Origin of the sequence: Serratia sp. L9 (genome assembly GCF_050632285.1) — a bacterium.
Classification (GTDB): Bacteria; Pseudomonadota; Gammaproteobacteria; order Enterobacterales; family Enterobacteriaceae; genus Chania.
Genome location: NZ_CP192591.1, coordinates 3,978,639 through 3,997,532 on the forward strand (window position 1 = coordinate 3,978,639; position 18,894 = coordinate 3,997,532).

The following is an 18,894-nucleotide window of genomic DNA, read 5'->3' on the forward strand; positions in this document are numbered from 1 at the left end:
AACGCGGTACCTAAAATGGGGGCAAAGCCTGTACATTCCAACCGGCCGAGTTTTCGCCGCCCGTGGCCGCGAACTGGCGAAGGCAATGAAGTGTGATGGGTAAAAAGGGTTGACTGATTGAATATCAGATAGGGGTAATCTGTGGCTGTGGGCAGCAGGTCATTGACTGAGGGGCGAATAAATTCACCCCTCAAAAAATTTGCATAAAATTACAAAAATAATTTTTAATTTACTTATTGTATGACAATAAAATCCGTCAATTAGGATTAGTTATAAATTAATGTGATTCGCTGCAACGAAGGATTGTTAAACACAATTTCACGAATGGGTGAAACCATTAATTCTGATGTCATTTTATCCAAAGGCATCTGGATAAACGCATTGGTCTTTCGAGCCGTTTCCCGATAACAAGTGGAGATATATTGGCCACTACTATCGGGTGAAACCGTGCAGGTTGGAGCGCTGATTTTGCCGGAAAAACTCACGCCGCCTGTTGGCGGTGCAGTGCTAACAGCCTGTTTTGCATGGAGAGTAAGGGGCAGGGCAAACAACACGGTCAGTGCCACAATAATCGGGTTCATAAGCTATTCCTTTTAGCGAAAAATAAAGCATCCAATTAACAAAAAATAAATATCTGCATATAAAACAAGCGTACTTCCTGAATCGATTTAATTTCCTGCGTTATTACATTAAGTGAAATATATAATCACTATCACTCCTGTTCGTTAATTGAATTAAATAGTAGATAGAGAGTGCTGTCAATACTATGATTTAGATCATAGCGCAGTAATATTAATGAGATCATGGCGAGTAATTTATTTTGTATGATGGCAATTATTTTTCATATTCCGCATATAATAACTGCGGTGACTTTTAATGGCGTGACAATTTAAAAAGGCCGCTCTCTGAAATGGCTGATGCGGCCTGCAGATATTGAATAAGCTTTAACCTCTAATCTCACAACTTACCTGCGCTACCGCAGATACGGATCTTCTCTGCAACCACTTCCTTCATCGCCAATTTACCTGGCGCGATATATTTGCGAGGGTCGTTGGCTTCGGGGTATTGCGAAAAGTAACTCTTAACCGCATCGGCAAAAGCAATTTTGAGCTCAGTGGCCACGTTAACCTTGCATACGCCGAGAGAAATGGCGCGTTTGACCATGGCTTCCGGGATGCCAGAGGCACCGTGCAATACCAGAGGGATATCAAGCTGCTCGCGGATCAACTCCAGGCGAGCGAAGTCCAGTTTAGGCTCCCCTTGATATAGCCCGTGGGCGGAACCGATCGCCACGGCTAACGAATCAATACCGGTGGCAGCGACAAACTCACGGGCAGCCTGAGGATCGGTATAGAAACTGTCGGCGCTATCGACCACCAAGTCGTCTTCCTGGCCGCCCAAACGCCCCAGTTCGGCCTCAACGCTGGCACCATAACGGTGACACAATGCAACCACCTCAGCCACCAAGGCGATATTTTGTTCAAAAGGCAGGTGCGAGCCATCAATCATCACCGAACGAATGCCGCTTCTGACCTTGGCGGCAATATCATCTATCTGTTCGTGATGATCGAGATGTAGCGCCAGCGGTAGATCATAACGCTGGGCTGCCGCACGGCAGATGCCAACCAGATAATCGGTTCCGGCATAGCTGAGGGTACCCGGTGTACCGGCCATAATCACCGGAGATTGCAGTTCAGCGGCAGTCTCCGCCACCACTTGCACCGTTTCAAGATTGTGGACGTTGAATGCGGGTACGGCATAGCCCTGTTGTTGTGCTTTCAACAGCATCTCGCGGTTGGATATCAGATACATGATGGCTCCTTACTGCGCAGAAGAGAAAGGGTAAATGGTCACGCCTTTTACCACGCGGTTCACTTCCCCTGTTGGGCAGGGGTTATCCGGTGTCAGGCCACGGGCCAGCGAGGTTTCAAACGCCAGCATTTGGGTGAACAGCAAGTAAGGGAATAGCAGCCACACGTCATCTTCGGCATGATGCAAGTCGTATTGGCCGGGTTTCTCCGCCGGGCCGTTGCCTAATCCAACCAGCTGTCTGGCCAGCCTGTCGCGTTGCAATTCATCCCACAGATCCTGATCGTAACGGTGGGTATAGGGGTTGCAGGACAGCATCATGAGCACCAGCGTTTGCGGATCAACCATAAATTTAGGGCCGTGGCGCAGGCCGAGTGGGGAGTCATAACGGGTGACGATCTGCCCGGCAGTGAGTTCCAGCATTTTTAAGGAAGCCTCTTCTGCCAGACCAGTGAAGCAACTGCCACCCAGTACGATGTAACGGCTGAATCCGCTGTTTGCCAGCATTTTGACCGGTGATTGCAGCGTTTCACGCAGTTCGCGGCAGCGCTCAATCATCTGCGCCAGCGGCTGTTTGGCGTCTGCAAGAGAATAAGGGCCCAGCAGCAACGCGGCGGTCAGCATCATGCAACTGAAGCTGGAGGTCATGGCAAAACTTTGGTCGTTTGAGCCTTGCGGCATCACCAGGGCACAGACGTTTTCGCGGCCATGAGCATAGTTTGCCAATTGGCTGTCCGGGTTGCAGACAGCTATCAGATGGTAGCAATTGGGCAGCAGTTGATCGGCCAGTGCCACTGAGGCCACGCTTTCCGGGCTGTTACCGGAGCGGGCGAAAGAAACCAGCAGCGTAGGGCGTGCCGGATCGAGAAATTGCCGGGGGTTGGCGACAATATCCGTGGTGCCGTAGGCGGCAACATCACGCCCGGTTTTTCCCGTAGCCACGGGGCCAGGGCTCGGCCGGCAAAGGCCGAACTGCCAGCGCCGCACAGGATAATCTGCAGGCGTGGGTCCTGCAGCAACGGGATCAGAAAGGCATCACTGTGTGCCTGCTGCTCCGCTAGCTGTTGGTACAGGGCAGCCCACAGGTCCGGCTGCTGCCAAATCTCACGTGCAGTGTGCAGCGCATGCTGTTGCTCTAGCCAGCCCGCATCGTAAGAAAAATAGCCTTTCATGATAGTAACTCCTTAAAAATAAAGCGGTTAATACGGTAAACTCAAGCAAGAAACAGATGCTGATGTCGCGTAATACCCAACCTGGTAGCGCCAAGGGTTATGGGGGAGGGGAAATAACGCACGCCAAATGATTCAGCGCATGCAGCTAATTGGCCGGAATACGGCTGTCGGTGACCAAACTCTCAACCTGATAACTCCATTGCGCTACGCGCACCGAACCCTCACGGCACAGTGGGTCGATAATTAATTCCCGGCGTTTTAGGGTATTGATCATTAATCGGTGACTCCTGATTTTCCCGTAGAGGATCCCGGCCACGGCATTAATGCCACGGCTGTTCTGACAGGCTTATTTTCAGTCTTTCATTGCAAATTACAGCAAACGAAACCCCGCAATGCAATCAAAAATTTAAATTTAACCTTTTATTTCAATCAGTTATTTTAATACTTGCTTTCGATTGGTAAGAGACCGAAAGCATGATAAAAGCCAATTGAAAACCGCTAATTCGTTATTTATCCGACAGAATTCTTTTCCCTGGCGCTAATTGATTACGTCACCGATGAAAGCTGTCTGGGATCATATTCGCAGGCAGGCTTTCTATATTTATTTATTGCCAATCATGTCGTAACAGTGCCGCACCTGGTTACGCAAAGCGGTGAATACCCGCATTGAGGCGAAAGGATGCCCAGGCTTCATTGATTCGTCACACAACTGACATGTTCAGTTCATGCCACTGGCTTAAGTTTGCAGCGACTAGGCCAGGAGATAGCATGATGTTTAGTTTGGAAACCTTGCTGCAAGATGCATTCCCGCACCATTTGCCCCCGCCTGGCAGCGCAGCCTGCTCAGAACCTTACTCTGCGAAAAAGAATTCAAACAGTTTGCTGCCGACTATCCTCACCTGAAAGGATTGGATCTGATCGAACAGGTGGTGGACTACTTCAACCTGAGCTGCGAACTGGTGGATGGTGACCTGGAGAATATTCCCAGTCATGGCCCGGTGGTGCTGGTCGCCAACCATCCCATCGGCTCGCTGGACGGTTTACTGCTGCTGCGAACGGTGGCCGCCGTGCGGCCAGACGTCAAAGTGGTCGCCAGCCAGGTGCTGAACTATATCGAACCGTTACGGCACCTGTTTGTGCCGGTCGATAATGTCAGCAATCGCACCAGCCGCAAGCAAATCGAAGCCATGCAGGCGCAGTTGGATAATCAGGGCGTACTGATCCTTTTCCCGGCAGGCGAAGTTTCTCGCATGAGCGCCAAAGGTATTCGCGACGGCCACTGGCACACCGGTTTTTTGCGTTTGGCCGCCAAGGCGCGAGCGCCGATCGTGCCGATCCATATCGGCGCCCGTAACAGCAATCTGTTCTATTTCACCTCGCTGGTTTATCGCCCCTTATCCACCTTATTATTGGTGCGCGAGATGTTTAATCAACGCGGTGGGCGGATCAAGATCCGTATCGGGGGGCGTATTCCGTTTGCCCATTGGCACGACTGCCATACCCCCGCTCATGAGCTGGCCGGGCGTTTTCGCCGCCATGTGTATCTGCTTGGGCAGGGTAAGCCAGGGCCATTTATCAGCGAATCTGCTATCGCCTTGCCGGAAGAACGGCTGGAATTGAAGAAGGCTTTGGCCGCCTGCGAACGGCTGGGTATCACGCCGGATGGTAAAACCATCTTTCTTTACCGCAGACAAGAGGAAGCCCGAACGCCAATCCTGCGTGAACTTGGCCGTTTGCGTGAGATTGCCTTCCGCGCCGTAGGTGAAGGCTCGGGGCGGCGGCGCGATCTGGACAGCTACGACGACGATTATTATCACCTGGTATTGTGGGATGACGACGAAATGGAAATCGTTGGCGCTTACCGATTTATCCCCACGGCACAGCAGTTGGCCAATAAAGGGCTGGAGAGCATCTACAGCAACAGCCTGTTTCATTACGATCGGGACATGGCGCCGATCCTGGCGCAGGGGATTGAACTGGGCCGCAGCTTTATCCAGCCGACCTATTGGGGCAAACGCGGGTTGGATTATCTGTGGCTGGGCATTGGCGCCTATCTGGCAAAATACCCGCAATATCGCTACCTGTTCGGCCCGGTTTCCATCTCTGGCGGCCTGCCGGTAGCGGCGCGCGATCTGCTTATTGCCTTTTACCGGCTCTATTTCTCCCCCGATCACGTCATGGCCCAATCGCGGCAGCCTTATCCAGCTTCGCTGCCACAAGTGCTGGCCCAGTTTGCGGGTGATGACTATCACGAAGATCTGGCACGCCTGAAGAGCCTGCTGAGTAATATCGGCTGCTCCATCCCGACTTTATACAAGCAATACACCGAACTGTGCGAACCGGGTGGCGTACAGTTTATCGACTTTGGCACCGACCCGGCGTTCAACAACTGCATCGACGGCTTGGTATTAGTGGATTTGACCCGGCTTAAACCTGCCCGCTATCAGCGCTACATTGCGGTGCATCAGAAATTGGCCACGACCCGTTAATGCTATTTTATTGCCGAACGTTGGTAGCAGGGGTAAGGATCGCCTAGAATTGGCGGTTTCTTCCGCCGGAGTGCCCCATGTTTCATCCTTATACCCCCACGTTACTCGTTGCCGATGAACCTGCGGCAGTGGCCGTTGAACTCCCGCAGGCGACATCCCCGTTCTTGTTATTGTGCGATCATGCTGGCCAGGCCATTCCAAAACGCCTGGGCAGTCTCGGCCTGGCTGGCGGGGAAATTGATCGCCACATCGGCTGGGATATTGGCGCTCTGGCGGTTTCACGCCAATTGGCGCAGCAATTGGATGCGACACTGATCCATCAGCATTACTCACGCCTGGTGATCGATTGCAACCGCGCACCGGGGATCGCCAGTTCAATCCCACTGATCTCTGAACTCACGCCGATACCCGGTAATCAGGGTATCAGCGCGGCCGAGGCCGGAGCCCGCGAGCAGGAAATTTTTCAGCCTTATCACCAGGCTATCGGCCATACACTGGCCACCCGTCAGACCAAAGGCCAACCCAGCGCGGTGATCGCCATGCACAGCTTCACGCCGGTATTTAAAGCAACCGCACGGCCGTGGCAGGTAGGGTTACTGTTTAATCGCCACCCGCAATTTGCCTTACTTCTGGCGGAGTTGCTGCGTGAAGAAGGGGATTTGCAGGTCGGGGTCAACGAACCTTACGCCATGACGGATACCACCGATTACACGCTGCCGGTACACGCCGAACGCCAAGCGTTGCCTTATGTCGGCATCGAGATCCGCCAGGATCTCATCAGCGATGCGGCAGGCCAAATGGCATGGGCAGCGCGTTTTTCGCGGCTGTTACCCTTGCTGTGGCAGCGCTGGAAAATTTGACTTTGGTATTGATGGCGGTGATGATTAAGTGTAAGGAAATCGTAAGTATTGATGGATATAAGCCGGGAGTGACGGGTGGAATATATTGATAACGGATTGTTTATCAAGCAGGAGCGTTTTGAAGTTCTGGCGATTTTGCGTGAGATTTATAAACAAAGAACGCCGCTGCGCGTAGCCAATAAAAAACATCAATTCAACAGTCAATTATTGAGCGTCGGGGCTGATAGCATCGTGTTTGATTGCGATGCGCCAGAAACGATACCCGGTGGAAAATTCAATATCGTGATTGAAAATCATGATGCGAAAATCGAATTCTCTGTCGAGCTGACGGAAATGACCGAGCATAACGACATACCGGTATATGCTGCACGCCTGCCGGAAAAACTGGTTTATATCCAGCGCCGTCGTCAGTTGCGCATCACCACGCCTTATTGGCGTGAGTTCTTGTGTTGCGGGGAGCATAGCGACGGTACCCGTTATCAATTGCGTATTCACGATCTTTCTCCCGGTGGCGTGGGGTTGCGTATTGATGGCCCGGTCCCCGCCTATATGCAGCCAGGGCTGGTATTCAACAAGGCACAGTTGGATTTAGGGGATTATGGCAAGTTTAAAGTGAATATGGAGCTCATTGCGATCAATGACGATCATGAGATTGATGAAGACGAAACTCATCACTTTTCGCGTCTGTCATGCCGGTTCCTTAATTTGGGCATGCTGACCCAGCGTAAAATTCAAAGTGCCGTGTTTGCTTTTGAGCTGGATTTTAATAAAAAGAAAAAACGCTGAGTAACCAGCGCGCAGGTTACCCCTGCGCCTGGCTTGAGATTATTGCAGTGCCCGCAGGCTGCCAATTTCCTGCCAGCCATGGCGCGCCGCTTCTTCCAGCACGGCACACACTTCATGACTGGCTGCCGGTATTGCCGTACTGAGCTTGTCACCTTGCAATAAATGGCCGATCAGCAGCGCAGTGAACATGTCACCGGTACCTTTCACCGCCGAGTTGATTTTGGCATGGGTGAAGCTTTGCACCTGGTCTGCGGTAACCAACAGCAGACCCACTTCATCAGCCCTGGTGGTTACCCCTGGAGCACTGGTCACCAACACCCATTGCGTATTGCCATTAAGTAACGCCTGCGCGGCATGCCGGGTTTGTTCCAGGGTGGTTAAAGCGTGCCCACACAGCTGTTCCAGTTCAAAACCGTTTGGTGTCACACCGTGGGCCAGATTGAGGAACGGTGAACGGTAACAGCCCACCAGGCGTTCATCTACGTAGACTCCTTCGCCGTAATCCCCCATAACCGGATCAATATAAATTCTGATCTCCGGGTTAATGGCCATGACACGCTGCAGCCAGCAGTCCAGAATATGACCCTGTGCGACGTCCCCCAGATAACCAACCACCACGGCTCGTGCACGGTGGACGACATCGCGGGCGATCAAATCTTCCAGAAAGCCGCTGAACCACTCCTCGGGCACCACGCCACCGTGCGGCGTGCCGTAATAGGGTGGGCAACCGAACAACACGCTCGGCACCTGCAGCACCTCCAGGTTCTTTTTCAATAGCGTACGATAGGCAATGCCATTACCTACGCTACCGTAGATCACCTGTGACTGGATGGTGATCACATCAATGGGGGTGGCTGCAATTTGGAAACATGTTGCATGGTAACTTCCTTTGCTCGTTATTCTTTTGGCGCGGCATTCTGATTGGCCGTAGTAGGGGAGTTTAACTCATCGCTGGTCGTGGCTACAGCTTGCAGCGAGGTAGATTCATCATTTTTAACAGAATAGCCAGTGTCCGCCTTTCACCATTGAGTCAGTAACTGGCAAATCTCCTCCATTATCGTCAGTCGGTAAAAGATGCTCTGGATTTTCTGCTGGATGGCTTCCGCGCCAATACCGCTTAAGCTTAACAACCGGTATCAGACTCCTTCCTCCATTTCTCCGCTCAGGCTACTATTGAAATATGACTGAACCCGACTTCAATTTACTGATTGCACTTGAAGCACTGCTGGCAGAGGCCAGCGTAGCTGGTGCTGCGCGTCGCCTTGGATTAAGCGCGTCGGCAATGAGCCGTACGCTAAGCCGCCTGCGGGCCGTTACTGGCGATCCTTTGCTGGTTCGGGCCGGGCGCAATATGGTGTTGACGCCTTATGCCGAACAGGTTCGTGAACGCACGCAAAAGGCGGTTTTTGAGGCCAGGGCCATACTGCGCCCCACGTCGTCACAGCTCGATTTATCAACCCTGGACCGCACGTTTACCCTCCGCGCCAACGAGGGTTTTGTTGAGGCTTTTGGCCCTGTGCTGATTGCCGCAGCGGCGGTCCTTGCCCCGTTGGTCTGCCTGCGTTTTGCGCCAAAACCTGATAAAAGCTCAAGATATTTGCGTGAGGGTCTGGCCGATCTGGAAATTGGCGTGCTGGGGGACATGGGGCCGGAAATACGCTTACAGACGCTATTTAGAGATCGGTTTATCGGGATTGTCAGAAAAGGGCACCCACTTTTGACACGCGAAGTCACCGCCAGCCAGTATGCTTCTTTTGGGCATGTTGTTACCTCTCGCCGTGGGCGCAGCGGTGGACCGTTAGAAGAGGCTTTGGCTGAAGCCGGTTTGGTACGAAGGATTGCCGCCATAGTGCCAAGCTTTCCCGCTGCGTTAGCTGTGGCCCAGGCGTCAGATTTGGTGGCATTGGTGCCCGCCTCGTTCTTTATCAATCATCACGGGGCAGGAACAATAAGCCCGCTCTGCGCGTTTGAACTGCCGGTAACCGTCCGGGAAATAACCGTTTCGCAGATGTGGCACCCACGATCGGAAGTGGATCCTGCCCATCGCTGGCTTCGGCAATTGGTGCTGAGCGTCTGCCGGGAAAAGTACCAGTCAACAATCTAGGTAATAGTGAGAACCCAATGTCTGATTCTTACGAGGTAAATAAACCTGAAATCGATACGCCACCGAGTAATGGCCAACTGTTTACAGGTTTTCTGATGCTTGGCCTGATCGGCTTTGGTGGCGTGTTGCCATTAGCGCGTAGCATGTTGGTTGAGCAACGGCGCTGGTTAAGCAGCGAACAGTTCACTGAGCTGCTGGGCCTGTGCCAGTTTCTGCCGGGTGGCAACGTTATCAACCTTTCGGTGGCGGTTGGCATGGAGTTTCGCGGGTTGCGAGGGGCATTGTGTGCCTTGCTGGGGCTGATCTGTGCGCCAACGGCGATCGTGGTTGGCCTGGGGGTGATTTACGCCCGCTACCAAAACGATGCTCATGTTCAGCATGTTTTTGCCGGATTGGCCGCCGCTGCGGCAGGGTTATTGCTCTCTACCGCACTGAAAATGCTGCTGCCACTGTGGCGCAAATGGGTGGCGCTGATCATTGTTGGCATTGCCCTGGTAGCCATTGCCTGGCTGCGTCTTCCTTTATTGCCCACCATGCTGGTGCTGGCGCCGCTGAGTATTCTGCTGGCCTGGAGAAAACCTTCATGATAGCGGTTTTAATCTCGCTGGCGATCATCTTTACCGAGCTATCCCTGATGGCCTTTGGTGGCGGTTTTACCATCCTGCCTGAAATGCAGCGGCAGGTGGTTGAGGTGCATCAATGGATGACCGCTCAGGAATTCAGCGCCCTGTTTGCCATGGCGCAAGCCGCGCCGGGGCCGAATATGATGATCGTGCCGCTGATTGGCTGGCACGTGGCTGGCTGGGCCGGGTTGTTGGTATCATCCATTGCCAAGTTTGGGCCATCGTCCATTGTCACTATCCTGGTGATGGGGGCCTGGCGGCGTTTCAAAGACCGGCCGTGGCGGCGCATCGTGCAAACCGGGCTGGTGCCGGTGACGGTGGGTTTGGTTGCAGCCAGCGGCGTGTTGATTGCGCAGGCTTCAGCCACTAACTGGCGCCTGGCCGTATTGATCCTGCTGGCGACGTTACTGGGCATGAGTAAACGCCTTCACCCCCTGTGGATCCTTGCGGGCGGTGCTGTGATGGGGTTATTGATAACGTGAACCCTGGGTTTTTATTTTCCTGAATTACCTTGCATATTGTTAACTCAGATAGTTGGCTATCCCTTAAAAGTGGGGAAAGCCAAGCAAGTAAAATCTACTCCCCTTTATCCGTTAAGGGATAATTACCATGCTGTTTTTCCGCAGCCTGAAAAAGGCTCAAGCTTCGCGCATACCATAGTGATGCCGTTGGCATATCGGGCATTCCTGGCTCTGTGCCGTCCAGGCAAAGAAAGGGCGATGGCAGGTTGAACAGGGGATTTCCCGGATAGCAAGCGTAGTCAGCGTGCATTCATCACTTTGTATGACTTTTATGGCATGAGGAAAACAGACGTCCTCACAGCTACCACAACCGGTACAGCGGGAGTGATTAAGGGTCATCGATTCTCCAGCCAACTGGATAGCACCCTCAGGGCAAACTCTGGCGCAAGCGCCACATAAAAAACACGCGGCTTGATCCAGCGCCAGCTGATATTCACTCACTGCAGAAAAATGAGCCCTGCGCACCCGTCGCCCTGGCGTAACGCTCGCGGTGTTGTCTTTGTCGTTGTTGATCTGCAACCAATGGCGTCGGGCATGATCAATGGCGGTGACAGAAGGCGGGAGGATCGTCCACAGGGGTTGTCTGAGTTGTTTCAGCTTGAGATTTAGTGCGGCAATAGCCATGACCCAGGCCGGGTTGAGAGCCATATGCAGCTCAACGGCACGGATCTGATATTCAGCATGCCACATAAGCAGCTCGTCAACGCCTGGAGCCGCTACGCTTAACGGCATGACCAGCGCACCATCGCGATAGTGGCGTCGAGGGAGGGTAAGTTTGTCCACCGCCCCTGTCGGGCAGGCAAACTGGCAGGCACCACAGCCAATGCAAGCCTCGGTATCGAAATAGACCTTACCATCGCTAACGGTAACGGCATCAACCGAGCAGGCCAATACGCAAGCCTGACAGCTAGCCTGTTGCACCCGGTTGCGTACACAGGAATGGCCAGCCCCGGCTGGGGCTGACCTTGTATCGAGCGCAAACACGTTCATTAATTGATACTGAAGAAGCTGAGCCGTAATAACACTTCGGCTACCACCACCAATACGCTTCCCAACGCCAGTACCTGCTTGTTGATGCGATCGGCCCGTAAGCACAGTGCCAGAGCGCTTACGCCAGCAACCAGCATCAGCCACGACGCCAACCGGAGATGGCTCAACTGTTCAAACGCCGTCAATGGCTGATGAGGGAAGGTAGCCACATCGCTGTTCCAAAAAGTGGCCAGATAGCCTACATAAATGGGTTGTTCCACCAGGCGGCATAACGTAACAGCAATAACCAATACCACCGCCGTTATAGCGACCGTTTTAACCTGTAGCGCAGGCAGAACGGGCCGGGTAGCCAGTGACCACAGGCAGGCAATGGCGCCTAACCCCAATGCAGCACCGTAGAACATCCAATAGGTATTGAAATGCATCCACGTCACTACCGAAGAGTGCACATAGATAGCGCTCATACAGAAGATGTCAATGATGCCCAGCAGAGAGGCAATCAGCAACAGGATGGTCCAGACCCGCTGGGTGAACAGGGCAACCAAGGTCGCCAGACCCAAGACCCCCAGATAAAGGCTGGCAAAGATAATTTCCCGGCTCAGCCATGAACTTTCAACGTGCCGCAAGGCGTGAAATGCATTTAGCGGATAGCCCAGATGCGCGGTAGATACCATTAAGCCCAGTGCGCCAGCGATGAAAGCAACCAGCATCAACGGCAATGCAAAACGGCATTTTTCCTTGGTATCCAGTTTGTCATTGGCATAAGCCAGGATCACGGTAGCAAATAATGTGATGCCAACCGAGCCTTGAACCAGCAGGGTGAAAATAACAAGTGGCCATTCATGCATGATTATTTGCTCCCCTGTTCTGCACCCAGGTGCGGTTTAATGACCAGATTAGGATGCGTAATGGAAGAGTCAGGTAGGCCCTTCACATCACTGACGTTGCCATATTTCGCACGGAGTTCATCAATAGGGCCAAACTTGATGGCACCTAATGGGCAGGTTGCTACACACATGGGCTGCTCTCCTGCCGCCTGAAGATCGATGCAAAAATCGCATTTTGACATCTGGCCGGTGGCCTGATTAAGCTGAGGAGCACCGTAAGGGCAAGACCAGGCACAATAACCGCAACCGATACACTTATCCGTATTCACGCGCACAATGCCATCCCCAGGGCGTTTATGCATCGCCGTGGTTGGGCAGTTCACCGTGCAAACCGGATCCTGGCAATGGTTACAGGCTATCGACAGGGTATAGGCGTAAACATTGTTATAAACACCACCTTGGCCGGATGCGATAAAACCGCCGCCTTTAACTTCATAAATACGGCGGAATCGGCGACCAACCTCAAGGTTGTTCTTGTCTTTGCAGGCAACCTGGCAGGCTTTACAGCCTGAGCAGCGCGAGGAATCAATATAGAAACCGAGCTGACGATCGCTGACGGGGGCATAATCGATAAATTTACTCATGCTTTTGCAACCTCCACTAGCATGGTCTGGTGAGAGTTGCCTTTTGCCAGCGCGGTGATCCGCGCTGAGCTCAGCACGTTGGCGCAACCGGCATGGTCAACGCCATTGGCATCCGGTAGCCACCAGGCACCCGCTTGCAGAGCAACCACTCCAGGCATAATGCGTTGGGTAATTTCTGCCGGGATCAGCGTAACGCCACGATCGTTATGGATACGAACGCTATCTCCCTGCGCAATACCCCGGCGGCTGGCATCTGCCGGGTTGATCCACAACTTCTGGGTCTGCGCCTCCTGTAACCACGGGTTGGCATACTGGGTGGAGTTAGCCCGGTTTTTACCTTTCCAGGTAATCAGTTGCAGTGGATATTTTTCTGCCAGTTTATCTTCCGGCCCTTCATGTGCAGGGACGTAGTGAGACAATGCAGGGATCTCGGGATGATGCTTATCGTAGAGACGCTGGGAGAAGATCTCGATTTTTCCTGATGGAGTAGGGAACGGATGATTTTGCGGATCGCGGATATTATCGGCAAAAGCAATATGGGGTTTCCCTTTAAACAGATGACGGCGTTGGACCAGCAACTGATCGAAGGTCGGCAAGTTTTCATCCGGCATTGCCTGGCGGGTATTTTCCCAGATCTGGACGATCCAATCCCTTTCGGTGCGCCCCAGGCTGAACTCTTTTTCGATACCCAGTTTCTGGGCAACTTCACGGATCCAGTCGTAGTCAGAACGGCGTTCAAATTCAGGCTCGATCAGTTTTTCCGACAGGATCAGATAGTTGGCCGTCCCCCAGGTTTCCCCGATATTCCAGCGCTCCATAAAGCTGGTTTCTGGCAATAACAGATCGGCATATTTGGCACTCGGTGTCAGGTAGAGATCGCTTTGAACAATAAATTCAATTTTAGACTCATCCTCTAATACCTTGACGGCTTGATGGATATCCGGGTTTTGGTTGGCCATATAATTCCCGGCCAGTGAAAACACCATACGAATATTCGTGTTCAGTTTATCAGCGCCAGTGAGGCCATCTTCCGGGGTAACCTTGCTGGCATCGTCAGCCGCTTGCACCCAGTTCATGATGGAAATTTTTTCTTTCACCGGGTTATCTGGCATTTCTGGGCCAGTGGTGAATTTACGGTTACCAATACCGCCATATCCGCCAGCCCATCCGCCCTTGATACCCACATTACCTGTGAGCGTTGCCAGCAAGGTAGAACCTCTGGCCGTACGTTCACCGCAGTTATGTCGCTGCGGGCCCCAACCCTGTATCAATGCAGCAGGCTTGGTGGTGGCGTAATCCCGCGCCAATTGGCGGATGGTTTGCGCCGGAACGTGGGTGATGGGTTCGGCCCACTCAGGGGTTTTCTTGATACCATCTTTAGCCCCCATCAGGTAAGCCACCAGAGATTCATTCTCCGGCACGCCCTCAGGCATAGATTTTTCATCAAAACCTAAGGTGTAACGATCGATAAAGGCCTTATCGTGGAGGTTTTCACTAATGATGACGTACATCATCGCGTCCATCAGCGCATTGTCTGTGGAAGGACGCAGTGGGATCCACTGATCGGCCAGTGAAGAAGCGGTATCAGAATAGCGGGGATCAACCACGATAAAGCGGGTACCGTTTTGCTTCATCTGCTGATAGTAATGATTGGTGTGGCCAAAAATGGTTTCGGTCGGGTTATGGCCCCACAAAATCACCAACGGGGTATCACTCAGCGTATCCAGGGTATTACCACTGGCTGCGGAGCCATAGGTATAAGGGGTTGCAGCCCCGGTGTTACCCATACTGACGGAGTGATAATACTCAAGGTACCCACCGGTCAGGCTGAGTAAACGGCGTGCCATTTTATCGCCGGAAAACGCTCCGCCGGTGACGGCGGTATTGTTGTGGACAAACCGCGCGGCAGGCCCGTACTTTTCGGTGATCCTTTTCAGGTTGTCAGCAATCAGCGTCGTGGCTTCATCCCAACTGATACGGACAAACTTGCCTTCGCCACGCTTGCCAACGCGTTTCATCGGATATTTCAGGCGATCCGGATGATAGACGAATTTACGATAACCCCGGCCACGCACACAAGCACGCATGATGGGCATCTCGGGATCGAATTCAGCGTCCGGCAACGTTGTGACACGAGTGACCATGCCTTCCTGCACATGGGCACGGATATCGCATTTTCCGCCGCAGTCAAAGGTGCTGCAGGTAGGGATGATACGTTCTGGCGAAGAGGGCACCTCTGCGCCGGTTGTTGACGGTGTTTCGGCGGCATTAACAAATTTGACGCCGACGAAGGGAACGGCAGCCAGCGCGCTGCTCACCTTCACGAAATTACGGCGGGTGATCCCTGATGAATTATCACTATTATATTTATCAGCCATGATATTTACTCACAAAAGAAAAATAGTGTGTGTTGGCAGCACAATCTGTTCTTTGCGAAATATCAAGCCATGTACTTATTTTTGATTAAGTCAAAGGGGTTATTAACAGTATAAAGCGTCTCATTCTTATTTATTGAGTTTTCTTCAAATTAAAATAGATTTTTATAAATATCTTATCTACTTATTTGCAACAGGATAATCACAATTGAGGTATTTAACGGGTTTTTTCTTAAAAACAGGCTGATATTAGCAGTTACGTTGATTTATAAAAATATTTAAACAAAAATAATTCCAGTCCCCAGAAATGATGGCCTACTCTGCTTCTGGGGGCTTTAGAAAAACTAATTAATCAAGAATGCAGCGCAAAACTATCGCAGGGCCTAAAATGAATATTGCAAACCCACGCGATAACGGGCCTGGCGGTCGTCTTTGTTTTGATAAACTGAGATATTGCCGATCTCCATATAAGGCGTCCAATGGGTTGTCGCCTTCCAGGCTACGCGGCCATTGTATTCATAATCATTTTTTTATTATTGTATTTTATCTGGTCACTTTCCCGGTACACGTAGTTGGCTTCAAGGGTGATAGCACGCCACTTATAGCCCAGCCAAAGGTCACCGCGGTTGATGTGTTCATCTTCTTTGCCGCTGGTGGTCTCCCGGACATATTCGTAGCGATAGCGGCCTGAAAGATAAACCCCATTGGGAAAGTTGTACTGAGCCCGCAGATAGGGTTTGTAAATCGATTTTGATGCGGTTGTTTCAAACTCTAATCCCGGTTGAATGCTGAGTTGCTCCAACAGGTTATGTTGGTAGCTGATGGAATACTCACTGCCATTGTCGACAATATCGGAAAACGGTTTATCTGCCGAATCACCACCGGATTTAAATTTACCCTCAACGGAAAATCCTAACCCATTGGCAAAACGGTGAGAAATTAATACTCTATCCCGGTGAGATTTACTGTCTTCATAATATTCATGACGAAAGTCCAGCGTCATTGCCGATGAATAAAAGGCAGCCGCCAGGAGCGTACAGCCAAGTATCATATTCGTTTTCATAAGTTCACCCTGTGATATTTATTATAGGTTTGACGTTGCTAATAATTGAGGTAAGACTCTCCCGCTGGTGTTGGCGGCCTTTAACTGTAAAATATGTTTAATAATTGGTATTGCCTGCTGGCAATATTCCCATCGGCTCAATCGGTTATGCCTGCTGCGGTTTAAGCGTCTGTTGCATTTGCTCCCGATCCAGAACGCCATCCCAGGCAGAGACGACAATGGCTGCAATACCGTTGCCGATCAGATTAACAATCGCCAACCCAGTACCGACAAAACGGTGGATACCGAGGATCAGCACCATCCCGGCGACGGGCACCACCGGTAGAACAATAAGGGTACTGGTCAACATCACAAACGCGGCGCCGGTGACGCCAGCTGCGCCTTTCGAGGTCAGCATGGCGACCATGATCAGAACGATCTGGCTGGTGATTGAGAGTTCCGTGTTGGTTGCCTGGGCAATAAACAGGATGGCCATTGTCATATACAGGTTGGTGCCGTTCAGGTTAAACGAATAGCCGGAAGGGACCACCAGAGCCACCACCGGTTGTGGGCAACCCATACGCTCCAGCTTTTCCATCAGGTGTGGCAATACCACCGAGGAAGAGCCGGTGCCAAGAATAATCAGCAGCTCTTCTTTAATAAACTTCAGATAGGCGAACAGGCTGAAGCGAAAGATGCTGGCAATAGCGCCATAGATGGCGACCACAAAGACAATCAGCAGCAGATAGAAGCCGAAGACCATTTTGACCAGCGGGATCAGTGATTCCAACCCGTAGGCCCCGATGGTATAGGCAATGGCACCGAATGCGCCGATAGAAGAGAGCTTGGAAATCAGGTGAACGTTATGGAAAAACACTTTGGAGGCGCTTTCTACAAACAGAAAAATCGGGCGGCCCTTTTCGCCGATGGCCGACAGGGAATAGCCAAACAGGATAGACACCAGCAGGATCGCCAGAACGTTACCTGAAGAGAAGGCATTTACGAAGGTTGTCGGGATAATTCCCATCAGGAAATCAACCAGATTGACGCTTTTAGCGCTCTCGGTATATTTATTTAATGCTGAGGTATCCAGGGTGGCCGGGTCGATATTAAAGCCGATGCCCGGTTGAATAATATGGCCGCCGAACAGGCCAATAATCAGCGCCACTATCGACATCACGGCAAAGTATATCAGTGCTTTGCCACCCACCCGGCCCAGCTCTTTCATATCGCGCATCCCGGCAATACCAGTGACGACGGTACAAAAAATGATCGGGCCGATGATCATGGCAATCAGCTTGATAAAACCGTCGCCGAGCGGTTTCATTTTTACCGCCAGATCCGGGAAAAAATAGCCGAGAGACACCCCGACCACAATGCCGACGATTACCTGAAAATAGAGCTCTTTGTAAAACGGTTTACTTGTCATTTTAATCACCCACACATCGTAATAGGCTCTGAAGCTCCCCCTGAGTGAGCCAGAGCCACCAAAACCGATCGGGCACGAAAGCCATGATCAGTACTTGAGCTTAAGCTTCTGCTGGCGCAAACCCATAGAGATGGATCGGGTTTTCGACGAGTAACTGATGGCGCAGACGCTCGTCCGGACAGAAATCGAGCATCAGGTTCACCAGTTCGCCGTCATTGGGCATATCGTTGCTGATATTGGGATGGGGCCAGTCAGTTCCCCACAACACACGGTCTGGCGCGGTCTCAATCAGCGTCTGAGCAAAGGGGATCGCGTCATTGAATGGCCGGACCCCGGCCGAGATACGCTCAGAACCACTGACTTTGACCCAGGCTAGCGGGTTATCCCGCATCAATTGCAATAACTGCTTGAAAGGCTGCTGCTCCAGGCCCAAAGGGGTTTTCACCCGGCCCATATGATCGATGATGAAGGGCAAGTCAATCTTGTCGATGACCTCGGCATAGGTAAGGATGTCCTGGGCATCAAGATGCAGCACCACATGCCAGCCCAAGGCTTTCACCCGCCGCAACACGGAGAAGAAACGCAGCAGATTGGGCGCCCCCCGAGATGCTGAACAAAGTTGAACCTTACGCCACGCACGCCACCGGCATGTAACCGTTCCAGCTCGGCATCGCTTTCATCACCACTGACCATGGCAATACCCAGATAACGGCCCTGGCTGCGGGCGATGGCGTCCAGCATCGCGCTGTTATCGGTGCCGTGGCAACTGGCCTGCACGATGACCGCCCTCGATATTCCCAGCCAGTCATGCAATGCCATTAGTTGCTCGAAGGGAGCATCCTCAGGGGTATATTTACGGTTGGCACCGTAAGGGAAAAGGGCACCTGGGCCGAAGACGTGGCAATGCGCATCGCAGGCGCCAATCGGCAGGGCCAGGCGCGGTTTCAACGGATGAGGGTCTGGGGCTTTACAGCTTTTCATTGCTTGCTCCTGTGGTTTCTTCTCTGGCGAGGAATGCTCGTTAAGCTAGCAACGAAGGCAGTAGCGAAAAAGGTGCAAGTCGTACTAGCTGATTTGCATTTTTTGCATAACAGGGGCAGCGGCAAAGCCAGGGGTATGGTGGGGGATTAACGGCGATGCTGTACAGGGATGGACTCATGTCGTGGGCGCATGAATGCGCTTGAACGGTCAACTTGAAATTTATGGGGGTTCAAGTTGGGGGG

At 52.1% G+C, this 18,894-nt stretch carries 15 protein-coding genes and 4 pseudogenes; 6 read left to right on the forward strand and 13 right to left on the reverse strand.

Annotation, left to right across the window (positions count from 1 at the left end; translation table 11 throughout):
• Nucleotides 1-266: 266 nt before the first annotated feature.
• The 4 genes and pseudogenes from ACQ86O_RS18980 to ACQ86O_RS18995 all read right to left on the reverse strand — a co-directional run bounded on the left by ACQ86O_RS18980 (nt 267) and on the right by ACQ86O_RS18995 (nt 3,255).
• Nucleotides 267-581, reverse strand: coding sequence for a hypothetical protein (locus tag ACQ86O_RS18980; RefSeq protein ID WP_431222398.1), 315 nt, complete (start codon nt 579-581; stop codon nt 267-269).
• Between the two features lie 376 nt (nt 582-957).
• Nucleotides 958-1,812 (reverse strand): tagatose bisphosphate family class II aldolase, encoded by an 855-nt coding sequence (locus tag ACQ86O_RS18985; RefSeq protein WP_431222399.1) that lies wholly within the window; start codon nt 1,810-1,812, stop codon nt 958-960.
• Between the two features lie 9 nt (nt 1,813-1,821).
• Nucleotides 1,822-2,981: pseudogene (locus tag ACQ86O_RS18990) on the reverse strand (SIS domain-containing protein).
• A gap of 145 nt (nt 2,982-3,126) precedes the next feature.
• Nucleotides 3,127-3,255, reverse strand: coding sequence for a hypothetical protein (locus tag ACQ86O_RS18995; protein ID WP_431222400.1), 129 nt, complete (start codon nt 3,253-3,255; stop codon nt 3,127-3,129).
• Between the two features lie 497 nt (nt 3,256-3,752).
• On the opposite strand from ACQ86O_RS18995, the pseudogene ACQ86O_RS19000 reads away from it, so the two are divergent.
• The 3 genes and pseudogenes from ACQ86O_RS19000 (at nt 3,753) to ACQ86O_RS19010 (ending at nt 7,116) form a co-directional block, all read left to right on the forward strand.
• Nucleotides 3,753-5,470: pseudogene (locus tag ACQ86O_RS19000) on the forward strand (lysophospholipid acyltransferase family protein).
• 77 nt (nt 5,471-5,547) lie between these two features.
• Nucleotides 5,548-6,330, forward strand: coding sequence for an N-formylglutamate amidohydrolase (locus ACQ86O_RS19005; protein WP_431222401.1), 783 nt, complete (start codon nt 5,548-5,550; stop codon nt 6,328-6,330).
• Nucleotides 6,331-6,405: 75 nt separating this feature from the next.
• On the forward strand, nt 6,406-7,116 hold the full coding sequence (locus ACQ86O_RS19010) for a flagellar brake protein (protein ID WP_431222402.1): 711 nt from the start codon (nt 6,406-6,408) through the stop codon (nt 7,114-7,116).
• A 39-nt stretch (nt 7,117-7,155) separates the two neighbouring features.
• Here ACQ86O_RS19010 and ACQ86O_RS19015 read toward each other — a convergent pair.
• A pseudogene (locus ACQ86O_RS19015) lies at nt 7,156-7,994 on the reverse strand (PfkB family carbohydrate kinase).
• A 302-nt stretch (nt 7,995-8,296) separates the two neighbouring features.
• On the opposite strand from ACQ86O_RS19015, the gene ACQ86O_RS19020 reads away from it, so the two are divergent.
• Genes ACQ86O_RS19020 through ACQ86O_RS19030 form a run of 3 tightly spaced genes read left to right on the forward strand, consistent with a single transcriptional unit; the run spans nt 8,297 to nt 10,325 of the window.
• Nucleotides 8,297-9,220: a LysR family transcriptional regulator gene (locus tag ACQ86O_RS19020; RefSeq protein WP_431222403.1), complete on the forward strand. Its 924-nt coding sequence runs from the start codon at nt 8,297-8,299 to the stop codon at nt 9,218-9,220.
• Nucleotides 9,221-9,237: 17 nt separating this feature from the next.
• Complete coding sequence (locus ACQ86O_RS19025; protein ID WP_431222404.1) at nt 9,238-9,807, forward strand: chromate transporter; 570 nt, start codon at nt 9,238-9,240, stop codon at nt 9,805-9,807.
• A complete protein-coding gene (locus ACQ86O_RS19030; RefSeq protein ID WP_431222405.1) occupies nt 9,804-10,325 on the forward strand; it encodes a chromate transporter in 522 nt (173 codons plus the stop codon). The genes ACQ86O_RS19025 and ACQ86O_RS19030 overlap by 4 nt, the downstream gene beginning before the upstream one ends.
• A gap of 156 nt (nt 10,326-10,481) precedes the next feature.
• On the opposite strand, the gene ACQ86O_RS19035 is transcribed toward ACQ86O_RS19030, so the two are convergent.
• The 8 genes and pseudogenes from ACQ86O_RS19035 to ACQ86O_RS19070 all read right to left on the reverse strand — a co-directional run bounded on the left by ACQ86O_RS19035 (nt 10,482) and on the right by ACQ86O_RS19070 (nt 18,652).
• Nucleotides 10,482-11,354: a 4Fe-4S binding protein gene (locus ACQ86O_RS19035; RefSeq protein ID WP_431222406.1), complete on the reverse strand. Its 873-nt coding sequence runs from the start codon at nt 11,352-11,354 to the stop codon at nt 10,482-10,484.
• Entirely contained in the window at nt 11,354-12,202 is an 849-nt protein-coding gene (locus tag ACQ86O_RS19040) for a dimethyl sulfoxide reductase anchor subunit family protein (RefSeq protein WP_431222407.1), read from the reverse strand. The genes ACQ86O_RS19035 and ACQ86O_RS19040 overlap by 1 nt, the downstream gene beginning before the upstream one ends.
• 2 nt (nt 12,203-12,204) lie before the next feature.
• Nucleotides 12,205-12,825: a DMSO/selenate family reductase complex B subunit gene (locus ACQ86O_RS19045; RefSeq protein ID WP_431222408.1), complete on the reverse strand. Its 621-nt coding sequence runs from the start codon at nt 12,823-12,825 to the stop codon at nt 12,205-12,207.
• Nucleotides 12,822-15,203 (reverse strand): DMSO/selenate family reductase complex A subunit, encoded by a 2,382-nt coding sequence (locus ACQ86O_RS19050; protein WP_431222409.1) that lies wholly within the window; start codon nt 15,201-15,203, stop codon nt 12,822-12,824. The genes ACQ86O_RS19045 and ACQ86O_RS19050 overlap by 4 nt, the downstream gene beginning before the upstream one ends.
• Nucleotides 15,204-15,583: 380 nt before the next feature.
• Nucleotides 15,584-16,263 (reverse strand): annotated as a pseudogene (locus ACQ86O_RS19055) (oligogalacturonate-specific porin KdgM family protein).
• A gap of 145 nt (nt 16,264-16,408) precedes the next feature.
• Nucleotides 16,409-17,671 (reverse strand): C4-dicarboxylate transporter DctA, encoded by a 1,263-nt coding sequence (gene dctA / locus ACQ86O_RS19060; RefSeq protein ID WP_431222410.1) that lies wholly within the window; start codon nt 17,669-17,671, stop codon nt 16,409-16,411.
• Between the two features lie 100 nt (nt 17,672-17,771).
• Nucleotides 17,772-18,221, reverse strand: a complete 450-nt coding sequence (locus ACQ86O_RS19065; protein WP_431222411.1) for an amidohydrolase family protein — start codon at nt 18,219-18,221, stop codon at nt 17,772-17,774.
• Nucleotides 18,222-18,226: 5 nt separating this feature from the next.
• Entirely contained in the window at nt 18,227-18,652 is a 426-nt protein-coding gene (locus tag ACQ86O_RS19070) for an amidohydrolase family protein (protein ID WP_431222412.1), read from the reverse strand.
• Nucleotides 18,653-18,894 lie beyond the last annotated feature (242 nt).